The following is a 17,918-nucleotide window of genomic DNA, read 5'->3' as shown; positions in this document are numbered from 1 at the left end:
AAATCATGCAAGCATGCTTGATTGTTTCCATGCCCGCTGCCATGCTCCCCCCATGTCAGATCCGACGCCCGTGATCGACGACCTGCGCGACGAGAGCGACGAACTCGACCGCCTGGTGGCGCAGTTGAGCACCGGGCAGTGGGCCCTCCGCACCCCGGCGCCCGGCTGGACCGTCGCCCACCAGATCGCCCACCTCGCCTGGACCGACCGCTCGGCCCTGTGCGCCGTCACCGACGAGGACGGCTTCCGCGCCCTGGTCGAGCAGGCCCTGGCCGCGCCGGACACCTTCGTCGACGAGGGTGCCGCCGAGGGCGCCGCCCTCCCACCGGCCACTCTCCTGCAGCGCTGGCGGGAAGGCCGTACCGCGCTCGACAAGGCGCTGCGCGCGGCCCCGCCCGGCGCACGGTTCCCCTGGTACGGCCCGCCCATGGCCGGCGCCTCGATGGCCTCCGCGCGCCTGATGGAGACCTGGGCGCACGGACAGGACGTGGCTGACGCGCTCGGAGTGCGGCGGCAGCCCACCGACCGGCTCCGGCATGTGGTCCGGCTCGGCGTGCGCACCCGGGACTTCGCCTTCGGCGTGCGCGGGCTGCCCGTACCCGCCGAAGAGTTCCGCGTCGAACTGCGTGCCCCCTCCGGCGACCTGTGGACCTACGGCCCCGAGGACGCGCAGCAGCGCGTCACCGGCCCCGCCCTCGACTTCTGCCTGCTGGTCACCCAGCGCGCCCACCGCGCCGACCTCGCCCTGCGCGCCGAAGGCCCCGACGCCGACGCCTGGCTCGGCATCGCCCAGGCCTTCGCCGGACCGCCCGGCCCCGGCCGCCCGCCGCGGGAAGGACCCCGATGAGCGTGCTGCGCATCGGCAACGCCTCCGGCTTCTACGGCGACCGCTTCGACGCGATGCGCGAGATGCTCACCGGCGGCGACCTCGACGTCCTCACCGGCGACTACCTCGCCGAACTGACCATGCTGATCCTCGGCCGCGACCGGCTGAAGGACCCCGCCGCCGGATACGCCCGCACCTTCCTGCGCCAGCTGGAGGAGTGCCTGCGCCTCGCCCACGAACGCGGCGTCCGCCTGGTGGCCAACGCCGGCGGCCTGAACCCGGCCGGACTCGCCGACGCCGTCCGCGCGCTCGCCGGCCGGCTCGGAGTCCCGGTGCGCGTGGCGCACGTCGAGGGCGACGACCGCACCGCGCACCACCCCGGCAGCCTCGCCGCGCACGCCTACCTCGGCGGCCACGGCATCGCCGCCTGCCTGCGCGCGGGCGCCGACATCGTGGTCACCGGGCGGGTGACGGACGCGGCACTGGTCACCGGTCCGGCCGCGGCCCACTTCGGATGGCAGCCGCGGGACTACGACCGCCTCGCGGGCGCGGTCGTCGCCGGACACGTCCTCGAGTGCGGGGCGCAGGCCACCGGCGGCAACTACGCCTTCTTCCGCGACGGCGGCCGGGACCTGCGCCGCCCCGGCTTCCCGCTGGCCGAGATCCACGCCGACGGCAGCAGCGTGATCACCAAGCACCCCGGCACCGGTGGCTTCGTCGACGTGGGCACGGTCACCGCGCAACTGCTGTACGAGACGGCGGGCGCCCGGTACGCGGGACCCGACGTCACCGCCCGGCTGGACACCGTACGACTGAGCCAGGACGGACCCGACCGGGTGCGGATCGAGGGGGTCAGCGGTGAGGCGCCGCCGCCCACGCTCAAGGTCGGCGTCAACCGGCTCGGCGGCTTCCGCAACGAGGTCGTCTTCGTGCTGACCGGTCTGGACATCGAGGCGAAGGCGGCACTCGTGCGCGAACAGCTCTCCGAGGTGCTGGCCAAGTCGCCACCGCGCGACCACCGTTGGGACCTGGTCCGCACCGACCGGGCCGACGCGGACACCGAGGAGACGGCCAGCGCCCTGCTGCGGCTCGTGGTGCGGGATGCGGATCAGCGGGTCGTGGGACGGGCGCTGAGCGGGGCGGCGGTGGAGCTGGCGCTGGCCAGTTACCCCGGCTTCCATGTGCTCGCGCCACCGGGAAAGGGCTCTCCCTATGGGGTCTTCGAGGCCGCGTACGTCCCGCAGGAGGCCGTCGAGCACGAGGCGGTGCTGCACGACGGGCGGCGCGTGCCCGTGCCGGTGCCGGGGGAGACGGCCGCGTTGTCGCCGGTCGCGGAACCGGACCTTCCTGATCCGCTGCCCTCGGGACCGGTGCGGCGGGCCCCGCTGGGACTGGTCGCCGGGGCGCGCAGCGGGGACAAGGGCGGGGACGCGAACGTGGGGGTGTGGGCGCGGTCGGAGGAGGCCTGGCGGTGGCTGGTGCACGAGCTGACGGCCGAACGGTTCCGGCAGCTGATCCCCGAGAGCGCGGACCTGCCCGTCACCCGGCACGTGCTGCCGAACCTGCGGGCCCTGAACTTCGTCGTCGAGGGTCTCCTCGGCGCCGGCGTCGCCGCCCAGCACCGCTTCGACCCGCAGGCCAAGGCCCTCGGCGAATGGCTGCGCTCCCGCCACCTCGACATCCCGGAGGCCCTGCTGTGACCGCCGATCTGTCCGCCGGTCTGGCCAGCGACTTTCCCACCGACCTGTCCGCCGGTCTGTCCGCCGGTCTGCTCGCCGGCCCGTCTGTATCCCCGCTGCCCGTATCCGCCCCGCCCGTTTCCGCCCTCCCCGTTTCCGCCCTGTCCGCCGACCTCCCGGAGGCTGCGCTGTGACGGTTCTGCCCTCCGCGCTGGACGTGAAGAGCCCCGACCACCGGGCCAACCGCGAGGCCATGCTCGCCAAGCTCGCCGCACTCGACGCCGAGCACGCCAAGGCGCTCGCGGGCGGCGGCGAGAAGTACGTCGCACGGCACCGCGGGCGCGGCAAGCTGCTCGCCCGAGAGCGCATCGAGCTGCTGCTCGACCCCGACACACCCTTCCTGGAGCTGTCCCCGCTGGCAGCCTGGGGCAGCGACTACACCGTCGGCGCGTCCCTGGTCACCGGGATCGGCGTGGTCGAGGGTGTGGAGTGCCTGATCACCGCAAACGACCCGACCGTGCGCGGTGGCGCCTCCAACCCCTGGTCGCTGAAGAAGGCCCTGCGCGCCAACGACGTCGCCCTCGCCAACCGGCTGCCCTGCATCAGCCTGGTGGAGTCCGGCGGCGCCGATCTGCCCTCGCAGAAGGAGATCTTCATCCCGGGCGGCGCGATCTTCCGCGACCTGACCCGGCTGTCGGCGGCCGGCATCCCGACGATCGCCGTCGTCTTCGGCAACTCCACGGCCGGAGGCGCCTACATCCCCGGCATGTCCGACCACGTGATCATGGTCAAGGAGCGGGCGAAGGTGTTCCTCGGCGGGCCGCCGCTGGTGAAGATGGCGACCGGCGAGGAGAGCGACGACGAGTCGCTCGGCGGCGCGGAGATGCACGCGCGCGTGTCGGGCCTCGCCGACTACTTCGCCGTCGACGAACCCGACGCCCTGCGGCAGGCCCGGCGCGTGGTCGCCCGCCTCAACCACCGCAAGGCGTACCCGGACCCGGGCCCGGCCGAGCCGCCCAAGTACGACGCCGAGGAGCTGCTCGGCATCGTCCCCGGCGACCTGAAGACCCCGTTCGACCCGCGCGAGGTCATCGCCCGGATCGTGGACGGCTCCGACTTCGACGAGTTCAAGCCGCTGTACGGCACCAGCCTGGTCACCGGCTGGGCGGCCCTGCACGGCTATCCCGTCGGCATCCTGGCCAACGCCCAAGGCGTGCTGTTCAGCGCCGAGTCGCAGAAGGCCGCCCAGTTCATCCAGCTCGCCAACCAGCGCGACATCCCGCTGCTGTTCCTGCACAACACCACCGGCTACATGGTCGGCAAGGAGTACGAGCAGGGCGGGATCATCAAACACGGCGCGATGATGATCAACGCGGTGTCCAACTCCAAGGTGCCGCACCTGTCGGTCCTGATGGGCGCCTCCTACGGCGCCGGGCACTACGGCATGTGCGGGCGAGCCTACGACCCGCGCTTCCTGTTCGCCTGGCCCAGCGCCAAGTCCGCCGTCATGGGCCCGCAGCAGCTCGCGGGCGTGCTGTCGATCGTCGCCCGCCAGTCCGCGGCCGCCAAGGGACAGCCGTACGACGAGGAGGCGGACGCGGGCCTGCGCGCGCTGGTGGAACAGCAGATCGAGTCCGAGTCGCTGCCGATGTTCCTGTCCGGGCGGCTCTACGACGACGGCGTCATCGACCCGCGCGACACCCGCACCGTCCTCGGCCTGTGCCTGTCCGCCCTGCACACCGCGCCCTTCGAGGGCGCGCGCGGCGGCTTCGGCGTCTTCCGGATGTGAGGAACATGATCCAGACCCTGCTCGTCGCCAACCGGGGCGAGATCGCCTGCCGGATCGTCCGCACCTGCCGCGGGCTCGGCATCCGGACCGTCGCCGTCCACTCCGACGCCGACGAGAACGCCCTCCACGCGCGCGTGGCGGACTCGACGGTACGGCTGCCGGGAGCGGCGCCCGCCGAGACGTATCTGCGCGGCGACCTGATCGTGAAGGCCGCGCTCGCGGCCGGCGCGGACGCCGTGCACCCCGGCTACGGCTTCCTGTCGGAGAACGCCGACTTCGCGCGTGCCGTCCTCGACGCCGGCCTGACCTGGATCGGGCCGCCGCCCGAGGCGATCGAGGCGATGGCGTCCAAGACGCGCGCCAAGCAGCTGATGGGGCTCGAGCCGCTGCGGGAGGTCACCGAGAGCGACCTGCCGGTGCTGGTGAAGGCCGCCGCGGGCGGCGGCGGGCGCGGGATGCGGATCGTGCGCCGCCTGGAGGAGCTCCAGGGCGCGCTCGAGGGGGCGCGCGCCGAGGCGGCGAGCGCGTTCGGGGACGGCGAGGTCTTCGTCGAGCTCTACCTGGAGAACGGCCGCCACGTCGAGGTGCAGATCCTCGCCGACACCCACGGCACGGTGTGGCCGCTCGGGACCCGCGACTGCTCCCTCCAGCGCCGCCACCAGAAGGTGATCGAGGAGGCGCCCGCGCCGGGGCTCCCGGCCGCGCTCACCGAGGAACTGCACGCGCTGGCCGTACGCGCCGCGCGCGCCGTCTCCTACGTCGGCGCCGGCACCGTCGAGTTCCTGGTCGCCGACGGGCGAGCGCACTTTCTGGAGATGAACACCCGCCTCCAGGTCGAACACCCCGTCACCGAGGAGGTCTTCGGACTCGATCTGGTCGCCGAGCAGATCCGCGTGGCGGAGGGTCACGCCCTCGCCGTGGAGCCGCCACGCGCGCGTGGCCACGCGATCGAGGCCCGCCTCTACGCCGAGGACCCCGCGCGCGACTGGGCCCCGCAGACCGGCACCCTGCACCGCCTCGCCGTCCCGGACGGCGTCCGCCTGGACACCGGCTTCACCGGCGGCGACGACATCGGCGTCCACTACGACCCGATGATCGCCAAGGTCGTCGCGCACGCCCCCACGCGCGCGGAGGCGGTCCGCGCCCTGGCCGGCGCCCTGGAACGGACGGTGCTGCACGGCCCGGTCACCAACCGCGACCTGCTCGTACGCTCCCTGCGCCACGAGGAGTTCACTTCCGCCCGCATGGACACCGGCTTCTACGACCGCCACCTCCCCGCGCTCACCGCACCGGCCCACGACCCGCTCGCCCCGCTGGCCGCCGCTCTCGCCGACGCCTGCGGCCGCTCCCGCTTCGGCGGCTGGCGCAACGTGCCCTCCCAGCCGCAGGTCAAGCGGTACGCCGTGGCGGGGGAGGAGCACGAGGTCCGCTACCGGCACACCCGCGACGGGCTGGCCGCCGAGGCGGACGGGGTGCGGGTGGTGCGTGCGCAGCCGAACCGGGTCGTGCTCGAGAAGGACGGTGTGCGGCGCGGATTCGACATCGCCCGCCACGGCGACCGGGTGTGGGTGAACGGCACCGCCCTCAGCGCCCTGCCCCGCTTCCCCGACCCGGCCGCCCAGCACGCCCCCGGCTCCCTGCTCGCACCGATGCCGGGCACGGTCGTCAAGATCGCCGACGGTCTCGTCACCGGATCGAGTGTCCAGGCGGGCGAACCGATCGTCTGGCTCGAAGCGATGAAGATGCAACACCGCATTTCCGCACCGGTCCCGGGAGTCCTGACGGCCCTCCCGGTGACCGAGGGACAGCAAGTGGAGGTCGGCACGCTCCTGGCCGTCGTCGAGGGAAGCGCCCCGTAAGGGGCGCGCGGAACTGCGCGAGCGACCACCCACCACCCGCACCCGGAGGACGACAATGACCACCCTCATCGAACCGGCGGAGCACACGGCCCTCCGCGAGGCAGTCGCAGCCTTCGCCGCATCGCACCGAGACGCCGCGACGGTATGGCAAGACGCGGCCAAACTCGGCTACATCGGCGTCAACCTCCCCGAGACCTACGGAGGAGGCGGCGGCGGCATCACCGAACTCTCCCTCGTCCTGGAAGAGCTCGGCGCCGCCGGCAACCCCCTGCTGATGATGATCGTCTCCCCGGCGATCTGCGGCACCGTGATCGCCCGCTTCGGCACCGACGCCCAAAAGCAGGAGTGGCTGCCCGCCCTCGCCGACGGCACCCGCCTCATGGCCTTCGGCATCACCGAGCCCGACGCCGGCTCCAACAGCCACCGCATCACCACCACCGCCCGCCGCGACGGCGACAGCGGGGACTGGCTGCTCACCGGCCGCAAGGTGTTCGTCTCCGGCGTGGACATAGCGGACGCGACCCTCATCGTCGGCCGCACCGAGGACGCCCGCACCGGACGCCTCAAGCCCTGCCTGTTCATCGTCCCGCGCGACACCCCCGGCTTCACCCGACGTCAGATCGACATGGAACTGAACGCCGCGGAGAAGCAGTTCGAGCTGATCCTGGACGACGTGCGGCTGCCCGCCGACGCGCTCGTCGGCGACGAGGACGCCGGACTGCTGCACCTGTTCGCCGGACTGAACCCGGAGCGGATCATGACGGCCGCGTTCGCGATCGGCATGGGCCGCCACGCGCTCACCAAGGCGATCGAGTACGCCCGCGAGCGCACGGTGTGGAACACCCCCATCGGCGCCCACCAGGCCATCGCCCACCCCCTGGCCCAGGCCCACATCGACCTCGAACTGGCCCGGCTGATGATGCAGAAGGCCGCCCATCTGTACGACGCGGGGGACGACGTCGGGGCCGGTGAGGCCGCCAACATGGCGAAGTACGCGGCCGGGGAGGCCTGCGTGAAGGCCGTCGACCAGGCCGTGCACACCCTCGGCGGCAACGGCCTCACCCGGGAGTTCGGCCTCGCGAGGTTGATAACGGCGGCGCGAGTGGCTCGTATTGCCCCGGTGAGCCGGGAGATGATTCTGAACTACGTCTCCCACCAGACCCTGGGCCTGCCCAAGTCGTACTAGGCGACCGCACTGGAGGAACCGTGTTCCGCAGCGAGTACGCAGACGTCCAGCCCGTAGACCTTCCCATCCACGAGGCCGTGCTCGGCCGGGCCGCCGAGTTCGCGGACACCCCCGCACTCGTCGACGGCACCGACGGCACCACCCTCACCTACGAGCAGGTGGACCGCTTCCACCGGCGCATCGCCGCCGCGCTCGCCGAGGCCGGGGTGCGCAAGGGCGACGTACTCGCCCTGCACAGCCCCAACACGGTGTTCTTCCCCATCGCCTTCTACGCCGCCACCCGCGCCGGTGCCTCCGTCACCACGGCGCACCCGCTCGCCACGGCGGAGGAGTTCGCCAAACAGCTCGCCGACTGCGCCGCCCGCTGGATCATCACCGTCTCCCCCCTGCTCGGCATCGCCCAACGGGCCGCCGAACTCGCCGGCGGAATCGCGGAGATCTTCGTGTGCGACCAGGTGTCCGGCCACCGCTCCCTGATCGACATGCTGGCCTGTGCCGCACCCGAGCCGTCCGTCGCGATCGACCCGGCGGCGGACGTGGCCGCGCTGCCGTACTCCTCGGGCACCACGGGCATCCCCAAGGGCGTGATGCTCACCCACCGGCAGATCGCCACCAACCTCGCCCAGCTGGAGCCCGCGATCACCACGGGCCCCGGCGAACGCATCCTCGCGGTATTGCCGTTCTTCCACATCTACGGGCTCACCGCGCTGATGAACGCGCCCCTGCGCAAGGGCGCCACCGTCGTCGTCCTGCCCCGCTTCGAACTGGAGACGTTCCTCGCCGCCCTCCAGAACCACCGCATCACCGGCCTGTACGTGGCCCCGCCGATCGTGCTCGCCCTCGCCAAGCACCCCCTGGTCGCCCACTACGACCTGTCGTCGCTGAAGTACCTCGTCAGCGCCGCAGCCCCCCTCGACGCGGCCCTCGCCGCCGCCTGCTCCCAGCGCCTCGGACTGCCACCCGTCGGCCAGGCCTACGGCATGACCGAACTGTCCCCCGGCACCCACGTCGTCCCCCTCGACGCCATGGGCGACGCCCCCGCCGGCACCGTCGGCAAGCTCATCGCCGGCACCGAAATGCGGATCGTCTCCCTCGACGACCCCGGCAAGGACCTCTCCACCGGCCAGTCCGGTGAGATCCTCATCCGCGGCCCCCAGGTCATGAAGGGCTACCTCGGCCGCCCCGACGCCACAGCCGCCATGATCGACACCGACGGCTGGCTGCACACCGGCGACGTCGGCCACGTCGACGAGGACGGCTGGCTGTTCGTCGTCGACCGGGTCAAGGAACTCATCAAGTACAAAGGCTTCCAGGTCGCCCCCGCCGAACTCGAAGCACTGCTGCTCACCCACCCCGGCATCGCCGACGCCGCCGTCACCGGCGACCACGACGCCGACGGCAACGAGATCCCGCACGCGCACGTGGTCCGCCGGCCCACCGCGCCGGACCTGACCGACGGCGACATCATGATGTACGTCGCCGAACGCGTCGCCCCCTACAAACGCATCCGCAAGGTCACCTTCATCGACACCGTGCCCCGCGCCGCCTCCGGCAAGATCCTGCGGCGCCGGCTCAGGGAGCGCCCATGACCGCCACCGTAGGCCGCACCCGAACCCGGGGCGTCGAGATCCTCAGCCTCGACTCCCCGGACACCCGCAACGCCCTGTCCGCGACCCTCGTCTCCGCCCTCGTCGGCGCCCTCACCGACTGCGCCAAGGACCCCGACGTCCGCGCGGTCGTCCTCACCCACACCGGCACCACCTTCTGCGCCGGCGCCGACCTGCGCGACCCGCCCCACCCCGACGCCCTCGTCGGTCTGCTGCGGCAGATCCTCGAACTACGCAAACCCGTCATCGCCCGCGTCACCGGCCACGTCCGCGCCGGCGGTCTCGGACTCCTCGCCGCCTGCGACATCGCCGCTGCCACCACCACCGCCACGTTCGCCTTCACCGAGGTCCGCATCGGCGTCGCCCCCGCGGTGATCTCCCTGTGCGTGATCCCCCGCACCGACCCGCGCACCCTCGCCCGCTACTACCTCACCGGCGAACGCTTCGACGCCCCCGAAGCCGTACGCGTCGGCCTGCTCACCACCGCCGCCGACGACGTCGACGACGCCCTCGCCCCCATCCTCGACGGCCTGCGCCGCTCCTCACCCCAGGGCCTGGCCGAGACGAAACAGCTGCTCACCACTAGGGTGCTGGAAACATTCGACCGGGACGCGGCCGACCTGACCGCACTCTCGGCCCGGCTGTTCTCCTCCGCCCAGGCCCAGGAGGGGATGACAGCCTTCCTCCAGAGACGGGACGCAGCATGGGTGGTGTGACCACATGAGCACGACGGCGGAGAACGACCGTGTGCCCAAGGACCGCGACCGCGCGCCCAAACAGGACCGCAGCCGGGCCACCCGGCAGCGTCTCCTCGAAGCCGCCGTGGCCTGCCTCGCCGCACACGGCTGGGCGGGCTCCACGGTCTCCGTCGTCGCCGAACGCGCCGGAGTCTCCCGCGGCGCCGCCCAGCACCACTTCCCCACCCGCGAGGACCTGTTCACCGCCGCCGTCGAATATGTCGCCGAGGAACGCTCCCTCGCGCTGCGCGCCCTGTTCCCGCAGGGCGCCGCGGCGGACGACCGCCGGGCCGTGGTCCAAGCCCTCGTCGACCTCTACACCGGCCCCCTCTTCCGCGCCGCCCTCCAGCTGTGGGTGGCCGCCTCCAACGAGGACCAGCTGCGCGCCCGCGTCACCGAACTCGAGGCCCGCGTCGGCCGCGAGACCCACCGCATAGCGGTGGAACTGCTCGGCGCCGACGAATCCCGCCCCGGCGTCCGAGAAACCGTCCAGGGCCTCCTCGACATGGCCCGCGGCCTCGGCCTCGCCAACCTCCTCACCGACGACACACCCCGCCGGGAACGCGTGGTCGGCCAATGGGCGGCCCTGCTGGACGCGGCGCTGGGGAGCTGAGGTCACGGACTGAGCCGCTCCACCCGCCAGCTCCCGTCCGCCTCCGCGACGTACCGCAGGCGGTCGTGCAGGCGGTTCTCCCGCCCCTGCCAGAACTCCACGCTCTGCGGCGCCACCCGGAAACCACCCCAGTGCGGCGGCACCGGCACCTGCTCGCCCTCCGGATAGCGTGCCTGAAGCTCCGCGTACGACGCGTCCAGCTCCGCCCGCGAGACGATCACCGTGGACTGCGCACTCGCCCACGCCCCGAGCTGCGAGCCGTGCGGCCGGCTGCGGAAGTACGCGGCCGTCTCCTCCCGCCCGGTGCGCCGCGCCACACCCTGCACGATCACCTGCCGGGCCATCGGATGCCACGGGAAGAGCAACGAGACGTACGGGTTCTCGGCCAGCTCACGGGCCTTGCGCGAGTCGTAGTTCGTGTAGAAGACGAACCCCTCCTCGTCGAACCCCTTCAGCAGCACCGTGCGGGAGCTGGGCCGCCCCTCGGCGTCCGCCGTGGACACGACCATCGCGTTCGGCTCGAAGAGGTGCGCCACCTCCGCGGCCTGCCGGAACCAGCGCGCGAACTGCTCCACCGGCGTGGCGGCCAGATCGCACTCGGCCAGGCCCTCCGCGCGGTACTGCTTGCGCATGGCGGAGGGATCGGGGGAGGGACCGAGGAAGGCGGCGTCGTGGTCGTTCACGCGAGCATCTTGCCGTATCGACCGCCCGGCCGTGCGGCGAAAAAACCAGCCGATGGCACTCAGTGCCGCGAGACCTCCCCAAAGGTGGCACTCGGAGATATGGTGGCGGCAACCCGGTTGGGTGACCGTCGACCCCACGGGGCATCACCAGGGTGACCATCGAACACCACCACGAGGAGCCGCCTGATGTCCGACTTCGTACCCGGTCTCGAAGGAGTCGTCGCATTCGAGACGGAGATCGCCGAACCGGACAAGGAAGGCGGCGCACTCCGCTACCGCGGCGTCGACATCGAGGAACTCGTCGGCCACGTCTCCTTCGGCAACGTCTGGGGACTGCTGGTCGACGGCGCCTTCAACCCCGGCCTGCCGCCCGCCGAACCGTTCCCCATCCCCGTCCACTCCGGCGACATCCGCGTGGACGTCCAGTCCGCCCTCGCCATGCTCGCCCCCGTCTGGGGCCTCAAACCCCTCCTCGACATCGACGCCGGCCAGGCCCGCGACGACCTCGCCCGCGCCGCCGTCATGGCCCTGTCCTACGTCGCCCAGTCCGCCCGCGGCCAGGGCCTGCCCATGGTCCCCCAGCGCGAGATCGACAAGGCCCAGTCCGTCGTCGAACGCTTCATGATCCGCTGGCGCGGCGAGCCCGACCCCAAGCACGTCAAGGCCGTCGACGCCTACTGGACCTCCGCCGCCGAGCACGGCATGAACGCCTCCACCTTCACCGCCCGCGTCATCGCCTCCACCGGCGCCGACGTGGCCGCCGCCCTCTCCGGAGCCGTCGGAGCCATGTCCGGCCCCCTGCACGGCGGCGCCCCCTCCCGCGTGCTCGGCATGATCGAGGAGATCGAACGCACCGGCGACGCCGTCGGCTACGTCAAGCGCGCCCTCGACCGCGGCGAACGCCTCATGGGCTTCGGCCACCGCGTCTACCGCGCCGAGGACCCCCGCGCCCGCGTCCTGCGCCGCACCGCCCGCGAACTGGGCGCACCCCGCTTCGAGATCGCCGAAGCGCTGGAGAAGGCCGCCCTGGAAGAGCTCCACAACCGCCGCCCGGACCGCGTCCTGGCGACCAACGTCGAGTTCTGGGCCGCCATCATGCTGGACTTCGCCGAAGTCCCGGCGCACATGTTCACCTCCATGTTCACCTGCGCCCGCACCGCCGGCTGGTCCGCGCACATCCTCGAACAGAAGCGCACCGGCCGCCTGGTGCGCCCCTCCGCCCGCTACGTCGGCCCCGGCCCGCGCGGCCCCCAGCAGATCGAGGGCTACGAGGACATCGCCGGCGTCACGCACTGACCCGTTCCACGGGGCCGGCCGGCATCACGCGGGGCTCAGCAACCCCGCGTGATGCCGCTCGGCCACCAGCGGATGCGCCCGCAGCTTGCCCTTCAGCTCGTTGAAGCCGTACTCCGCGAACAGCGGATTGCCCGGATCGTCCGACACCCCCGGCGCCACAGCGGCATGCGGGAACGGCAGCGGCTCCACCCGCGCGTCCAGCCGCGGGTTGTAGAAGAACGGCACCGAGAACCGCTCGGTCGCCCCCGGCGGGGACACCACCCGGTGACGGGTGGCGAGCAGATACCCGTTCGTCGCCACCTCCAGCAGCTCACCCAGGTTCACCACGAACGCCCCCTCGACCGGCGGCACGTCATGGAAGAACCCGTCCTCCCGCTGCACCTGCAACCCGCCCACCTGGTCCTGCAGCAACAGCGTCAAAAAGCCGTAGTCCTTGTGCGCGCCCACCCCCTGACCGGCGCCGTCCCCGGCACTGCCCGGATACCGCACCAGCTTCAGATGCGGATGCGCGCTCTCCCCGAAGATCGGGTCGTAGAACCCGCCCGGAGCCCCGATCGCCAGGAGCAGCTCACGCAACAGCCGCTCCGCCACCCCACTCAGCCGCTCGATCCAGGCCAGCGCCGCCTCGCGCAGCTCCGGCAGCCCCGCCGGCCACTGATTGGGCCCCTGCAGCCACCAGTACGGCGGCTCGCCCGGCCCCGGCACCCGCGCCGGCCGCTCCGCCCCGATGTCCAGCTGATCCCGCCAGTCCTGCCGCCCACCGGTCAGCTCGTCACCGGTGCGCGTATAGCCGCGGAAGTGCGGCGAGTCGACGTTGTCGAGCGCCAGCCGCTCGGCCTTCGGCAGCGCGAAGAACCGCCGCATGGCACCGACCAGCCGATCAGTCTCCGCCTCCGTCACCTCGTGCCCCACCAGCTGGAAGAACCCCACATCATGGGCGGCACTGTGCAGCTGCGCGTGCAGCAGCGCCCGCGCCTGGGGCCCGCGATCGGCGGCGGAGAGATCGATGATCGGCAGTTGCTGATACGTCATGGGACACGTCCGTGGGTGTACGGAGCCCGCGCGACCGCTGAGGGTGGGCGAAGACGCACGGGTGCCTGGGCGAAGAGGAAGACTCAGAAAGCGAGAGAAGCGCGGCTGGACGACTCAGACGGAGCGTCGACAGCCCATGCTCGTGACGCGGACATAGTCCACGTGGCGGCGCCGGACGAGCGAAAGCATGCGCCCAGACTACTGCGCCACGAAAAAACCCACGGCAAAGCGGCCGCAAAACGCAGACGACCCGCGAGTCTGGTTCCTCCGAAGGAGGAGCCGGCCGGACGTACCGGCGACTCGCGGGTCGGGTGACTGCTCGGGATTGGGCCGGCTGCACGCATCACTCACGCACTGGTCCGGCACCGCACTGGATGTGGTGACGGGCCGCTAGCCCGCAGCCACCTCACGCGTCCGGTTCTCATACATCTGCCGAACCACCTCCCTTCTCGTGTATCCGCCACCCTAAGAACCGTCTCCGCCCGGATCAACCGCTTTTTTCGAGTGCTCTTTCCGGCCTGCCTTCCTCAGGCAGCGCGCCACGGTTGCCGTATTGACACCGCACTGGTCCAGACCGCACCGTGATCCGCGATACGGACCGCGACTGCGAAGGGGCCCCGCGGATGAGCGACAAACTGGCCGGTCAGTTCTTCGATGCCGCGATCGGGCTGTTGCAGCGCGTCCGTGACGAGGAGGCGGAGGGGATCCGGGCGGCCGGCGGGCTGCTGGCGGACACGGTGGCCGCCGGGGGGAATCTCTTCGCGTTCGGTGCGGGGCACTCCTCGCTGGCCGCGCAGGACGTCGTCTACCGGGCCGGTGGGCTGGCGCTGATGAATCTGCTGGCGGTGCCCGGGGTGGTCGGTGTCGACGTGATGCCGGCGACGCTGGGGTCGGCGCTGGAGCGGGTGGACGGTCTGGCGAGCGCGGTGCTGGACAGCTCGCCGGTCCGGGCGGGCGACGCGCTGGTGATCATCTCGCTGTCCGGGCGCAACGCGCTGCCCGTGGAGATGGCGATGAACGCCCGCGCGCTCGGCGTGAAGGTCATCGGCGTCACGTCGGTGGCGTATGCGACGCAGACCAGGTCGCGGCACGTGTCGGGGACGTATCTGAAGGACCACTGCGACATCGTGCTGGATTCGAAGATCGCGGTCGGGGACGCGGAGTTGTCCGTGGAGACGATCCCGGCGCCGTTCGCGCCGGCCTCAACGGTCGTGACGTCGGCGCTGCTGCAGGCCGTGATGGCGACGGCGGCCGGTGCGCTCGCCGACCGCGGTATCGAGCCGCCGCTGCTGCGCTCGGGCAACGTCGACGGTGGGCACGAGTGGAACGGGCGGATCCTGACCGAGTACCGGGACCGTATTTTCTACCGGCACTGACCCCTGCCCTCAGCTCTCCTTCGTGACCTCCGCGAGGTCCAGGGCCATCGCGATGTGCGCGGCCACGTCTTCGGCGTAGGCGATGTCGAAGCGTTCGAAGGCGCTGCGGCCGCCGCCGCGCAGGAAGGTCACCACACCGAGCGTGCGGCTCCGGCTGCGCAGGACCGTGCACAGGGCGTGCACGGTGTCCGCCGGCCACTGCCGTTCCTGCGCCCATGCGGCCGCCTTCTCGGCTGCCGCGGCCCCGGCGGCGACCCGGACGGAGCCGGCGCGCTCCACGCTCTGCAGGGCCGGGTGGCCCTCGCCGTAGCGCACGGGCAGGCCGGCCGGTGTGTCGAGCCGGCTGGGACCGGGCGCGCCGGAGGGGGTGGCGGCGAAGCGGATGAGCCGGACCGGTGCGGCCTCGGCGACGGCGTCGGCGACGGTGCCGGGGGCGAGGCGGTCGATGAGGGCGTGGTCGGCGAACCCGGCGAGGGCGAAGTCGAGGTGGACGGTGGCGGCCTCGGCGGGGTCCTCGCACTCGGCGGCGGCGCGGGCGGCGCGGTGCAGCTGGTTGGTGCGGAAGCGCAGCAGTGACGCCTCCTGTTCGGTCTGTTTGGCCTCGGTGACGTCCTGGAAGAGCCAGCCGACGCCGAGCGGTACCGGTTCTTCCGCCAGTGGGCTGGCGAGCCGGACGAAGCCGCTGCGCCAGCAGCGCCGCCGGGCGCCGTCGGGGGTGCGCACGCTGACCCAGATCTCGGCGGGGGCGGGTGGGGCGCCCTCGGCCAGGACGTGTGTCAGCGCGCTCTCCAGTTCTTCCACGCCCTGGGAGAGCAGGTCGCCGAGGGGCCGGCCGAGCACGGAGGTGCGGCCGGTGCCGAGGGCCCGCGCGGCGTGCGCGTTGACGACGGCGGGCCGTAGATCGGCGTCGACGAGGACGACGCCCCAGGAGGCGTCCTCGAAGAGGGCCTCGCTGAGGGCGATGGACCGCTCCAGGTCGATCTGCGCGTGCACCTCGCTGAAGGCGCAGTACACGCCGGCGGGTTTGCCGTCGGGGCCGCGTACGGCCGCGGACTGGGTGCGGACGAGGACGCGCCCGCCGTCCTTGGTGAGCAGGGCGAACTCGTGCACCTGCCGTCCCGGCGCGTGCATCGCCGACAGCAGGCGCGTCTCGACCTCTTCCGCGTCGGCGCTGCGCACCGCCCAGCCGGCGAATCCCTGCCGGCCGACGGCCTCGGCCGCGCTCCAGCCGAGGATGCGCTCGGCCTCGCGGTTCCAGTGTGTGACGACGCCGTGCGCGTCGAAGGCGCACAGGGCGGCGTCCATGCCGTCGAGCAGCGCGGCGAGCAGATCCGCGCCGTCACGCTCGGGCGGCTCGGGCTCGTCGGGCCCCAGCTCGTCGGTGGCCCCACTACGCCGGGAAGCACTCACCTGGACCCCCTGCTGCAGGCTGCGTCCGCACGTACTGAGCGACGGTTCGCTCACGTGCAATCATTCAACTTGAACGTGACGCAGCACACACCGGGTTCCCACAAGATTGAAGGAATCGTTGTACGGCGGAAAACCGATGGCGAACGGCTGTGGAGCGGGGCCCCGCGGCCGTCGGCCGGAGCCTACGCGCGCGTGGTGAGCCGCAGGTCGATCCACTGGTCGCTCTCGCCGTCGAGGACGTAACGGTCGGTCTCGACGAAGCCACGGGCCTCGGCGAACCGCAGGCCTTCGGCGTTGGCGGCGAGCACGCACGTCTCCACGATCCGGGCGCCGTGTACGCGCGCGTGGGTGAGCCCGTCCTCGTACAGTGCGCTGCCGATGCCCTGCCCGCGGTAGGGGGGCAGGACGCGCGCGATGACGGTCGCCACGCCGTCCCGCGGCGGCCGTACGGTCGAGCAGCCGACGAGCACGTCGCCGAGGTAGGCGTTCATGAGGCGGTAGCGTTCCAGCCGGTCGCGGGCCTCGTCGGGGGTCATGGCGGCGGGCGGCACGATCACGTTGTGCACGTGGCGCCACTCCGCCAGCATGTCCTCACCGGTCACCGGCTCGATCCGCGGTGCCGATTCGATCCCCGGTGCTGTGCGCCCTGTGCCGCTGGTCATGGCGGCACGCTAGAGGACGGGCATGGACACGTCCATCGGATACCGGCTCTCCATGCGGCGCGGCACGGTTGTCAGTGGGATCCGGCAGAATTGACACCAGGGCCAGCGCACGCGCCGAAAGTGCCGTCGAGCCTTCGGCAGATCTCATCGAGGGGCACGTATGTCCGGACTGATCGACACCACGGAGATGTATCTCCGCACCATCCTCGAGCTGGAGGAGGAAGGTGTGGTCCCCATGCGCGCCCGGATCGCCGAGCGGCTCGACCAGAGCGGGCCGACGGTCAGCCAGACGGTGGCCCGGATGGAGCGGGACGGCCTGGTGTCCGTGGCCAGTGACCGGCATCTTGAGCTCACCGACGAGGGCCGCCGGCTGGCCACGCGCGTGATGCGCAAGCACCGCCTCGCCGAGTGTCTGCTCGTCGACGTGATCGGCCTGGAGTGGGAGCAGGTCCACGCCGAGGCGTGCCGCTGGGAACACGTGATGAGCGAGGCCGTGGAGCGCCGGGTGCTGGAGCTGCTGCGGCACCCGACCGAGTCGCCGTACGGCAACCCGATCCCGGGCCTCGAGGAGCTGGGCGAGAAGGACGGCGCCCTCCCGTTCCTGGACGAGGGCATGGTGTCGCTGGCCGACCTGGATCCGGGGACGGAGGGCAAGACGGTCGTCGTGCGCCGTATCGGCGAGCCGATCCAGACGGACGCGCAGCTGATGTACACCCTGCGCCGGGCGGGTGTGCAGCCCGGTTCGGTGGTGAGCGTGACGGAGTCGGCGGGCGGGGTGCTGGTGGGCAGCGGCGGCGAGGCGGCCGAGCTGGCTGCCGACGTGGCCTCGCACGTCTTCGTCGCCAAGCGCTGAGTTTCACGGCTCCCCGCGTCGCTGAGCACGAGTGCGGAGCGCCGGGCGGCTGAGCACGGGTGCCGGCGCTGAGCACGAGTGCCGGGCGTCGAGCACCGGGCAGCGAGCACCGAGTGCAGCGCACCGAACGCGGAGCGCTGTGCTGAGATTCGCCAATCGCAGCGCGGCGCCGCCGTCGCGTGCGAGGCTGTCGCGGGGAGGTCCGCAGCCGAGGGGGCGGGAAGATGCGCCGCAGACATGTGGAGGGCCCCGGCGCCCTAAGGCGCCGGGGCCTGTCCTCCCCTGTTCCGACCCGGAGCCCCGAGCTCCC

General features: G+C 72.3%; 16 protein-coding genes. 12 read left to right on the top strand and 4 right to left on the bottom strand.

The genetic code is table 11. The features are described from left to right. Positions 1 to 52 precede the first annotated feature (52 nt). From AB0J12_RS08780 to AB0J12_RS08740, 9 genes are read left to right on the top strand one after another with little or no spacing between them, the layout of a single operon-like run. A complete protein-coding gene (locus tag AB0J12_RS08780) occupies positions 53 to 847 on the top strand; it encodes a TIGR03084 family metal-binding protein (protein WP_363263523.1) in 795 nt (264 codons plus the stop codon). After that, a complete protein-coding gene (locus tag AB0J12_RS08775) occupies positions 844 to 2,526 on the top strand; it encodes an acyclic terpene utilization AtuA family protein (protein WP_363263522.1) in 1,683 nt (560 codons plus the stop codon). The genes AB0J12_RS08780 and AB0J12_RS08775 overlap by 4 nt, the downstream gene beginning before the upstream one ends. Beyond that, positions 2,523 to 2,699, top strand: a complete 177-nt coding sequence (locus AB0J12_RS08770; RefSeq protein WP_363263521.1) for a hypothetical protein — start codon at positions 2,523 to 2,525, stop codon at positions 2,697 to 2,699. The genes AB0J12_RS08775 and AB0J12_RS08770 overlap by 4 nt, the downstream gene beginning before the upstream one ends. Then, complete coding sequence (locus tag AB0J12_RS08765; RefSeq protein WP_363263520.1) at positions 2,696 to 4,294, top strand: carboxyl transferase domain-containing protein; 1,599 nt, start codon at positions 2,696 to 2,698, stop codon at positions 4,292 to 4,294. Before AB0J12_RS08770 ends, AB0J12_RS08765 begins: the two co-directional genes overlap by 4 nt. A 5-nt stretch (positions 4,295 to 4,299) precedes the next feature. Continuing rightward, complete coding sequence (locus AB0J12_RS08760; RefSeq protein ID WP_363263519.1) at positions 4,300 to 6,153, top strand: biotin carboxylase N-terminal domain-containing protein; 1,854 nt, start codon at positions 4,300 to 4,302, stop codon at positions 6,151 to 6,153. Between the two features lie 55 nt (positions 6,154 to 6,208). Continuing rightward, a complete protein-coding gene (locus AB0J12_RS08755) occupies positions 6,209 to 7,339 on the top strand; it encodes an acyl-CoA dehydrogenase family protein (protein WP_363263518.1) in 1,131 nt (376 codons plus the stop codon). A 20-nt stretch (positions 7,340 to 7,359) separates the two neighbouring features. After that, the gene (locus AB0J12_RS08750; RefSeq protein WP_363263517.1) at positions 7,360 to 8,928 is read left to right on the top strand and encodes a 4-coumarate--CoA ligase family protein; all 1,569 of its coding nucleotides are present in this window, start codon (positions 7,360 to 7,362) and stop codon (positions 8,926 to 8,928) included. Continuing rightward, a complete protein-coding gene (locus AB0J12_RS08745; protein ID WP_363263516.1) occupies positions 8,925 to 9,662 on the top strand; it encodes an enoyl-CoA hydratase family protein in 738 nt (245 codons plus the stop codon). The genes AB0J12_RS08750 and AB0J12_RS08745 overlap by 4 nt, the downstream gene beginning before the upstream one ends. Before the next feature lie 4 nt (positions 9,663 to 9,666). Continuing rightward, positions 9,667 to 10,296, top strand: a complete 630-nt coding sequence (locus AB0J12_RS08740; RefSeq protein ID WP_363263515.1) for a TetR/AcrR family transcriptional regulator — start codon at positions 9,667 to 9,669, stop codon at positions 10,294 to 10,296. A 2-nt stretch (positions 10,297 to 10,298) separates the two neighbouring features. Here the strand turns inward: AB0J12_RS08740 and pdxH are convergent, their stop codons facing one another. Further along, positions 10,299 to 10,928 (bottom strand): pyridoxamine 5'-phosphate oxidase, encoded by a 630-nt coding sequence (gene pdxH / locus AB0J12_RS08735; protein ID WP_363263723.1) that lies wholly within the window; start codon positions 10,926 to 10,928, stop codon positions 10,299 to 10,301. A gap of 237 nt (positions 10,929 to 11,165) precedes the next feature. Here pdxH and AB0J12_RS08730 point away from each other — a divergent pair, with 237 nt between their 5' ends. Next, positions 11,166 to 12,275: a citrate synthase 2 gene (locus AB0J12_RS08730; RefSeq protein ID WP_363263514.1), complete on the top strand. Its 1,110-nt coding sequence runs from the start codon at positions 11,166 to 11,168 to the stop codon at positions 12,273 to 12,275. 24 nt (positions 12,276 to 12,299) lie between these two features. Here AB0J12_RS08730 and AB0J12_RS08725 read toward each other — a convergent pair whose 3' ends face one another. Next, a complete protein-coding gene (locus tag AB0J12_RS08725; protein ID WP_363263513.1) occupies positions 12,300 to 13,307 on the bottom strand; it encodes a 2-oxoglutarate and iron-dependent oxygenase domain-containing protein in 1,008 nt (335 codons plus the stop codon). A 623-nt stretch (positions 13,308 to 13,930) separates the two neighbouring features. Between AB0J12_RS08725 and AB0J12_RS08720 the strand changes: the two genes are divergently transcribed. Beyond that, the gene (locus AB0J12_RS08720) at positions 13,931 to 14,683 is read left to right on the top strand and encodes an SIS domain-containing protein (RefSeq protein WP_363263512.1); all 753 of its coding nucleotides are present in this window, start codon (positions 13,931 to 13,933) and stop codon (positions 14,681 to 14,683) included. 9 nt (positions 14,684 to 14,692) lie between these two features. Here the strand turns inward: AB0J12_RS08720 and AB0J12_RS08715 are convergent, their stop codons facing one another. Next, positions 14,693 to 16,093, bottom strand: a complete 1,401-nt coding sequence (locus AB0J12_RS08715) for a PAS domain-containing protein (RefSeq protein WP_363263511.1) — start codon at positions 16,091 to 16,093, stop codon at positions 14,693 to 14,695. Between the two features lie 182 nt (positions 16,094 to 16,275). Beyond that, positions 16,276 to 16,755 carry a GNAT family N-acetyltransferase gene (locus AB0J12_RS08710; protein ID WP_363263510.1) on the bottom strand — a complete coding sequence of 160 codons (480 nt, stop codon included), beginning with the start codon at positions 16,753 to 16,755 and terminating at the stop codon, positions 16,276 to 16,278. Positions 16,756 to 16,915: 160 nt separating this feature from the next. Between AB0J12_RS08710 and AB0J12_RS08705 the strand changes: the two genes are divergently transcribed. Beyond that, the gene (locus tag AB0J12_RS08705) at positions 16,916 to 17,608 is read left to right on the top strand and encodes a metal-dependent transcriptional regulator (RefSeq protein ID WP_363263509.1); all 693 of its coding nucleotides are present in this window, start codon (positions 16,916 to 16,918) and stop codon (positions 17,606 to 17,608) included. Positions 17,609 to 17,918 lie beyond the last annotated feature (310 nt).

Source organism: Streptomyces sp. NPDC049915, from assembly GCF_040656475.1.
GTDB lineage: Bacteria > Actinomycetota > Actinomycetes > Streptomycetales > Streptomycetaceae > Streptomyces.
The sequence above is the reverse complement of the archived record's forward strand: the minus strand, read 5'-3'. Positions and strand labels throughout refer to the sequence as shown.

What these genes read in the sequence shown, in the direction of transcription:
- AB0J12_RS08720 (WP_363263512.1), top strand. Translation starts at nt 13,931, where the DNA reads ATGAGCGACAAACTGGCCGGTCAGTTCTTCGATGCCGCGATCGGGCTG.
- AB0J12_RS08705 (WP_363263509.1), top strand. Translation starts at nt 16,916, where the DNA reads ATGTCCGGACTGATCGACACCACGGAGATGTATCTCCGCACCATCCTC.
- pdxH (WP_363263723.1), bottom strand. Translation starts at nt 10,928, where the DNA reads ATGCGCAAGCAGTACCGCGCGGAGGGCCTGGCCGAGTGCGATCTGGCC.
- AB0J12_RS08745 (WP_363263516.1), top strand. Translation starts at nt 8,925, where the DNA reads ATGACCGCCACCGTAGGCCGCACCCGAACCCGGGGCGTCGAGATCCTC.
- AB0J12_RS08740 (WP_363263515.1), top strand. Translation starts at nt 9,667, where the DNA reads ATGAGCACGACGGCGGAGAACGACCGTGTGCCCAAGGACCGCGACCGC.
- AB0J12_RS08760 (WP_363263519.1), top strand. Translation starts at nt 4,300, where the DNA reads ATGATCCAGACCCTGCTCGTCGCCAACCGGGGCGAGATCGCCTGCCGG.
- AB0J12_RS08755 (WP_363263518.1), top strand. Translation starts at nt 6,209, where the DNA reads ATGACCACCCTCATCGAACCGGCGGAGCACACGGCCCTCCGCGAGGCA.
- AB0J12_RS08710 (WP_363263510.1), bottom strand. Translation starts at nt 16,755, where the DNA reads ATGACCAGCGGCACAGGGCGCACAGCACCGGGGATCGAATCGGCACCG.
- AB0J12_RS08730 (WP_363263514.1), top strand. Translation starts at nt 11,166, where the DNA reads ATGTCCGACTTCGTACCCGGTCTCGAAGGAGTCGTCGCATTCGAGACG.
- AB0J12_RS08775 (WP_363263522.1), top strand. Translation starts at nt 844, where the DNA reads ATGAGCGTGCTGCGCATCGGCAACGCCTCCGGCTTCTACGGCGACCGC.
- AB0J12_RS08780 (WP_363263523.1), top strand. Translation starts at nt 53, where the DNA reads ATGTCAGATCCGACGCCCGTGATCGACGACCTGCGCGACGAGAGCGAC.
- AB0J12_RS08725 (WP_363263513.1), bottom strand. Translation starts at nt 13,307, where the DNA reads ATGACGTATCAGCAACTGCCGATCATCGATCTCTCCGCCGCCGATCGC.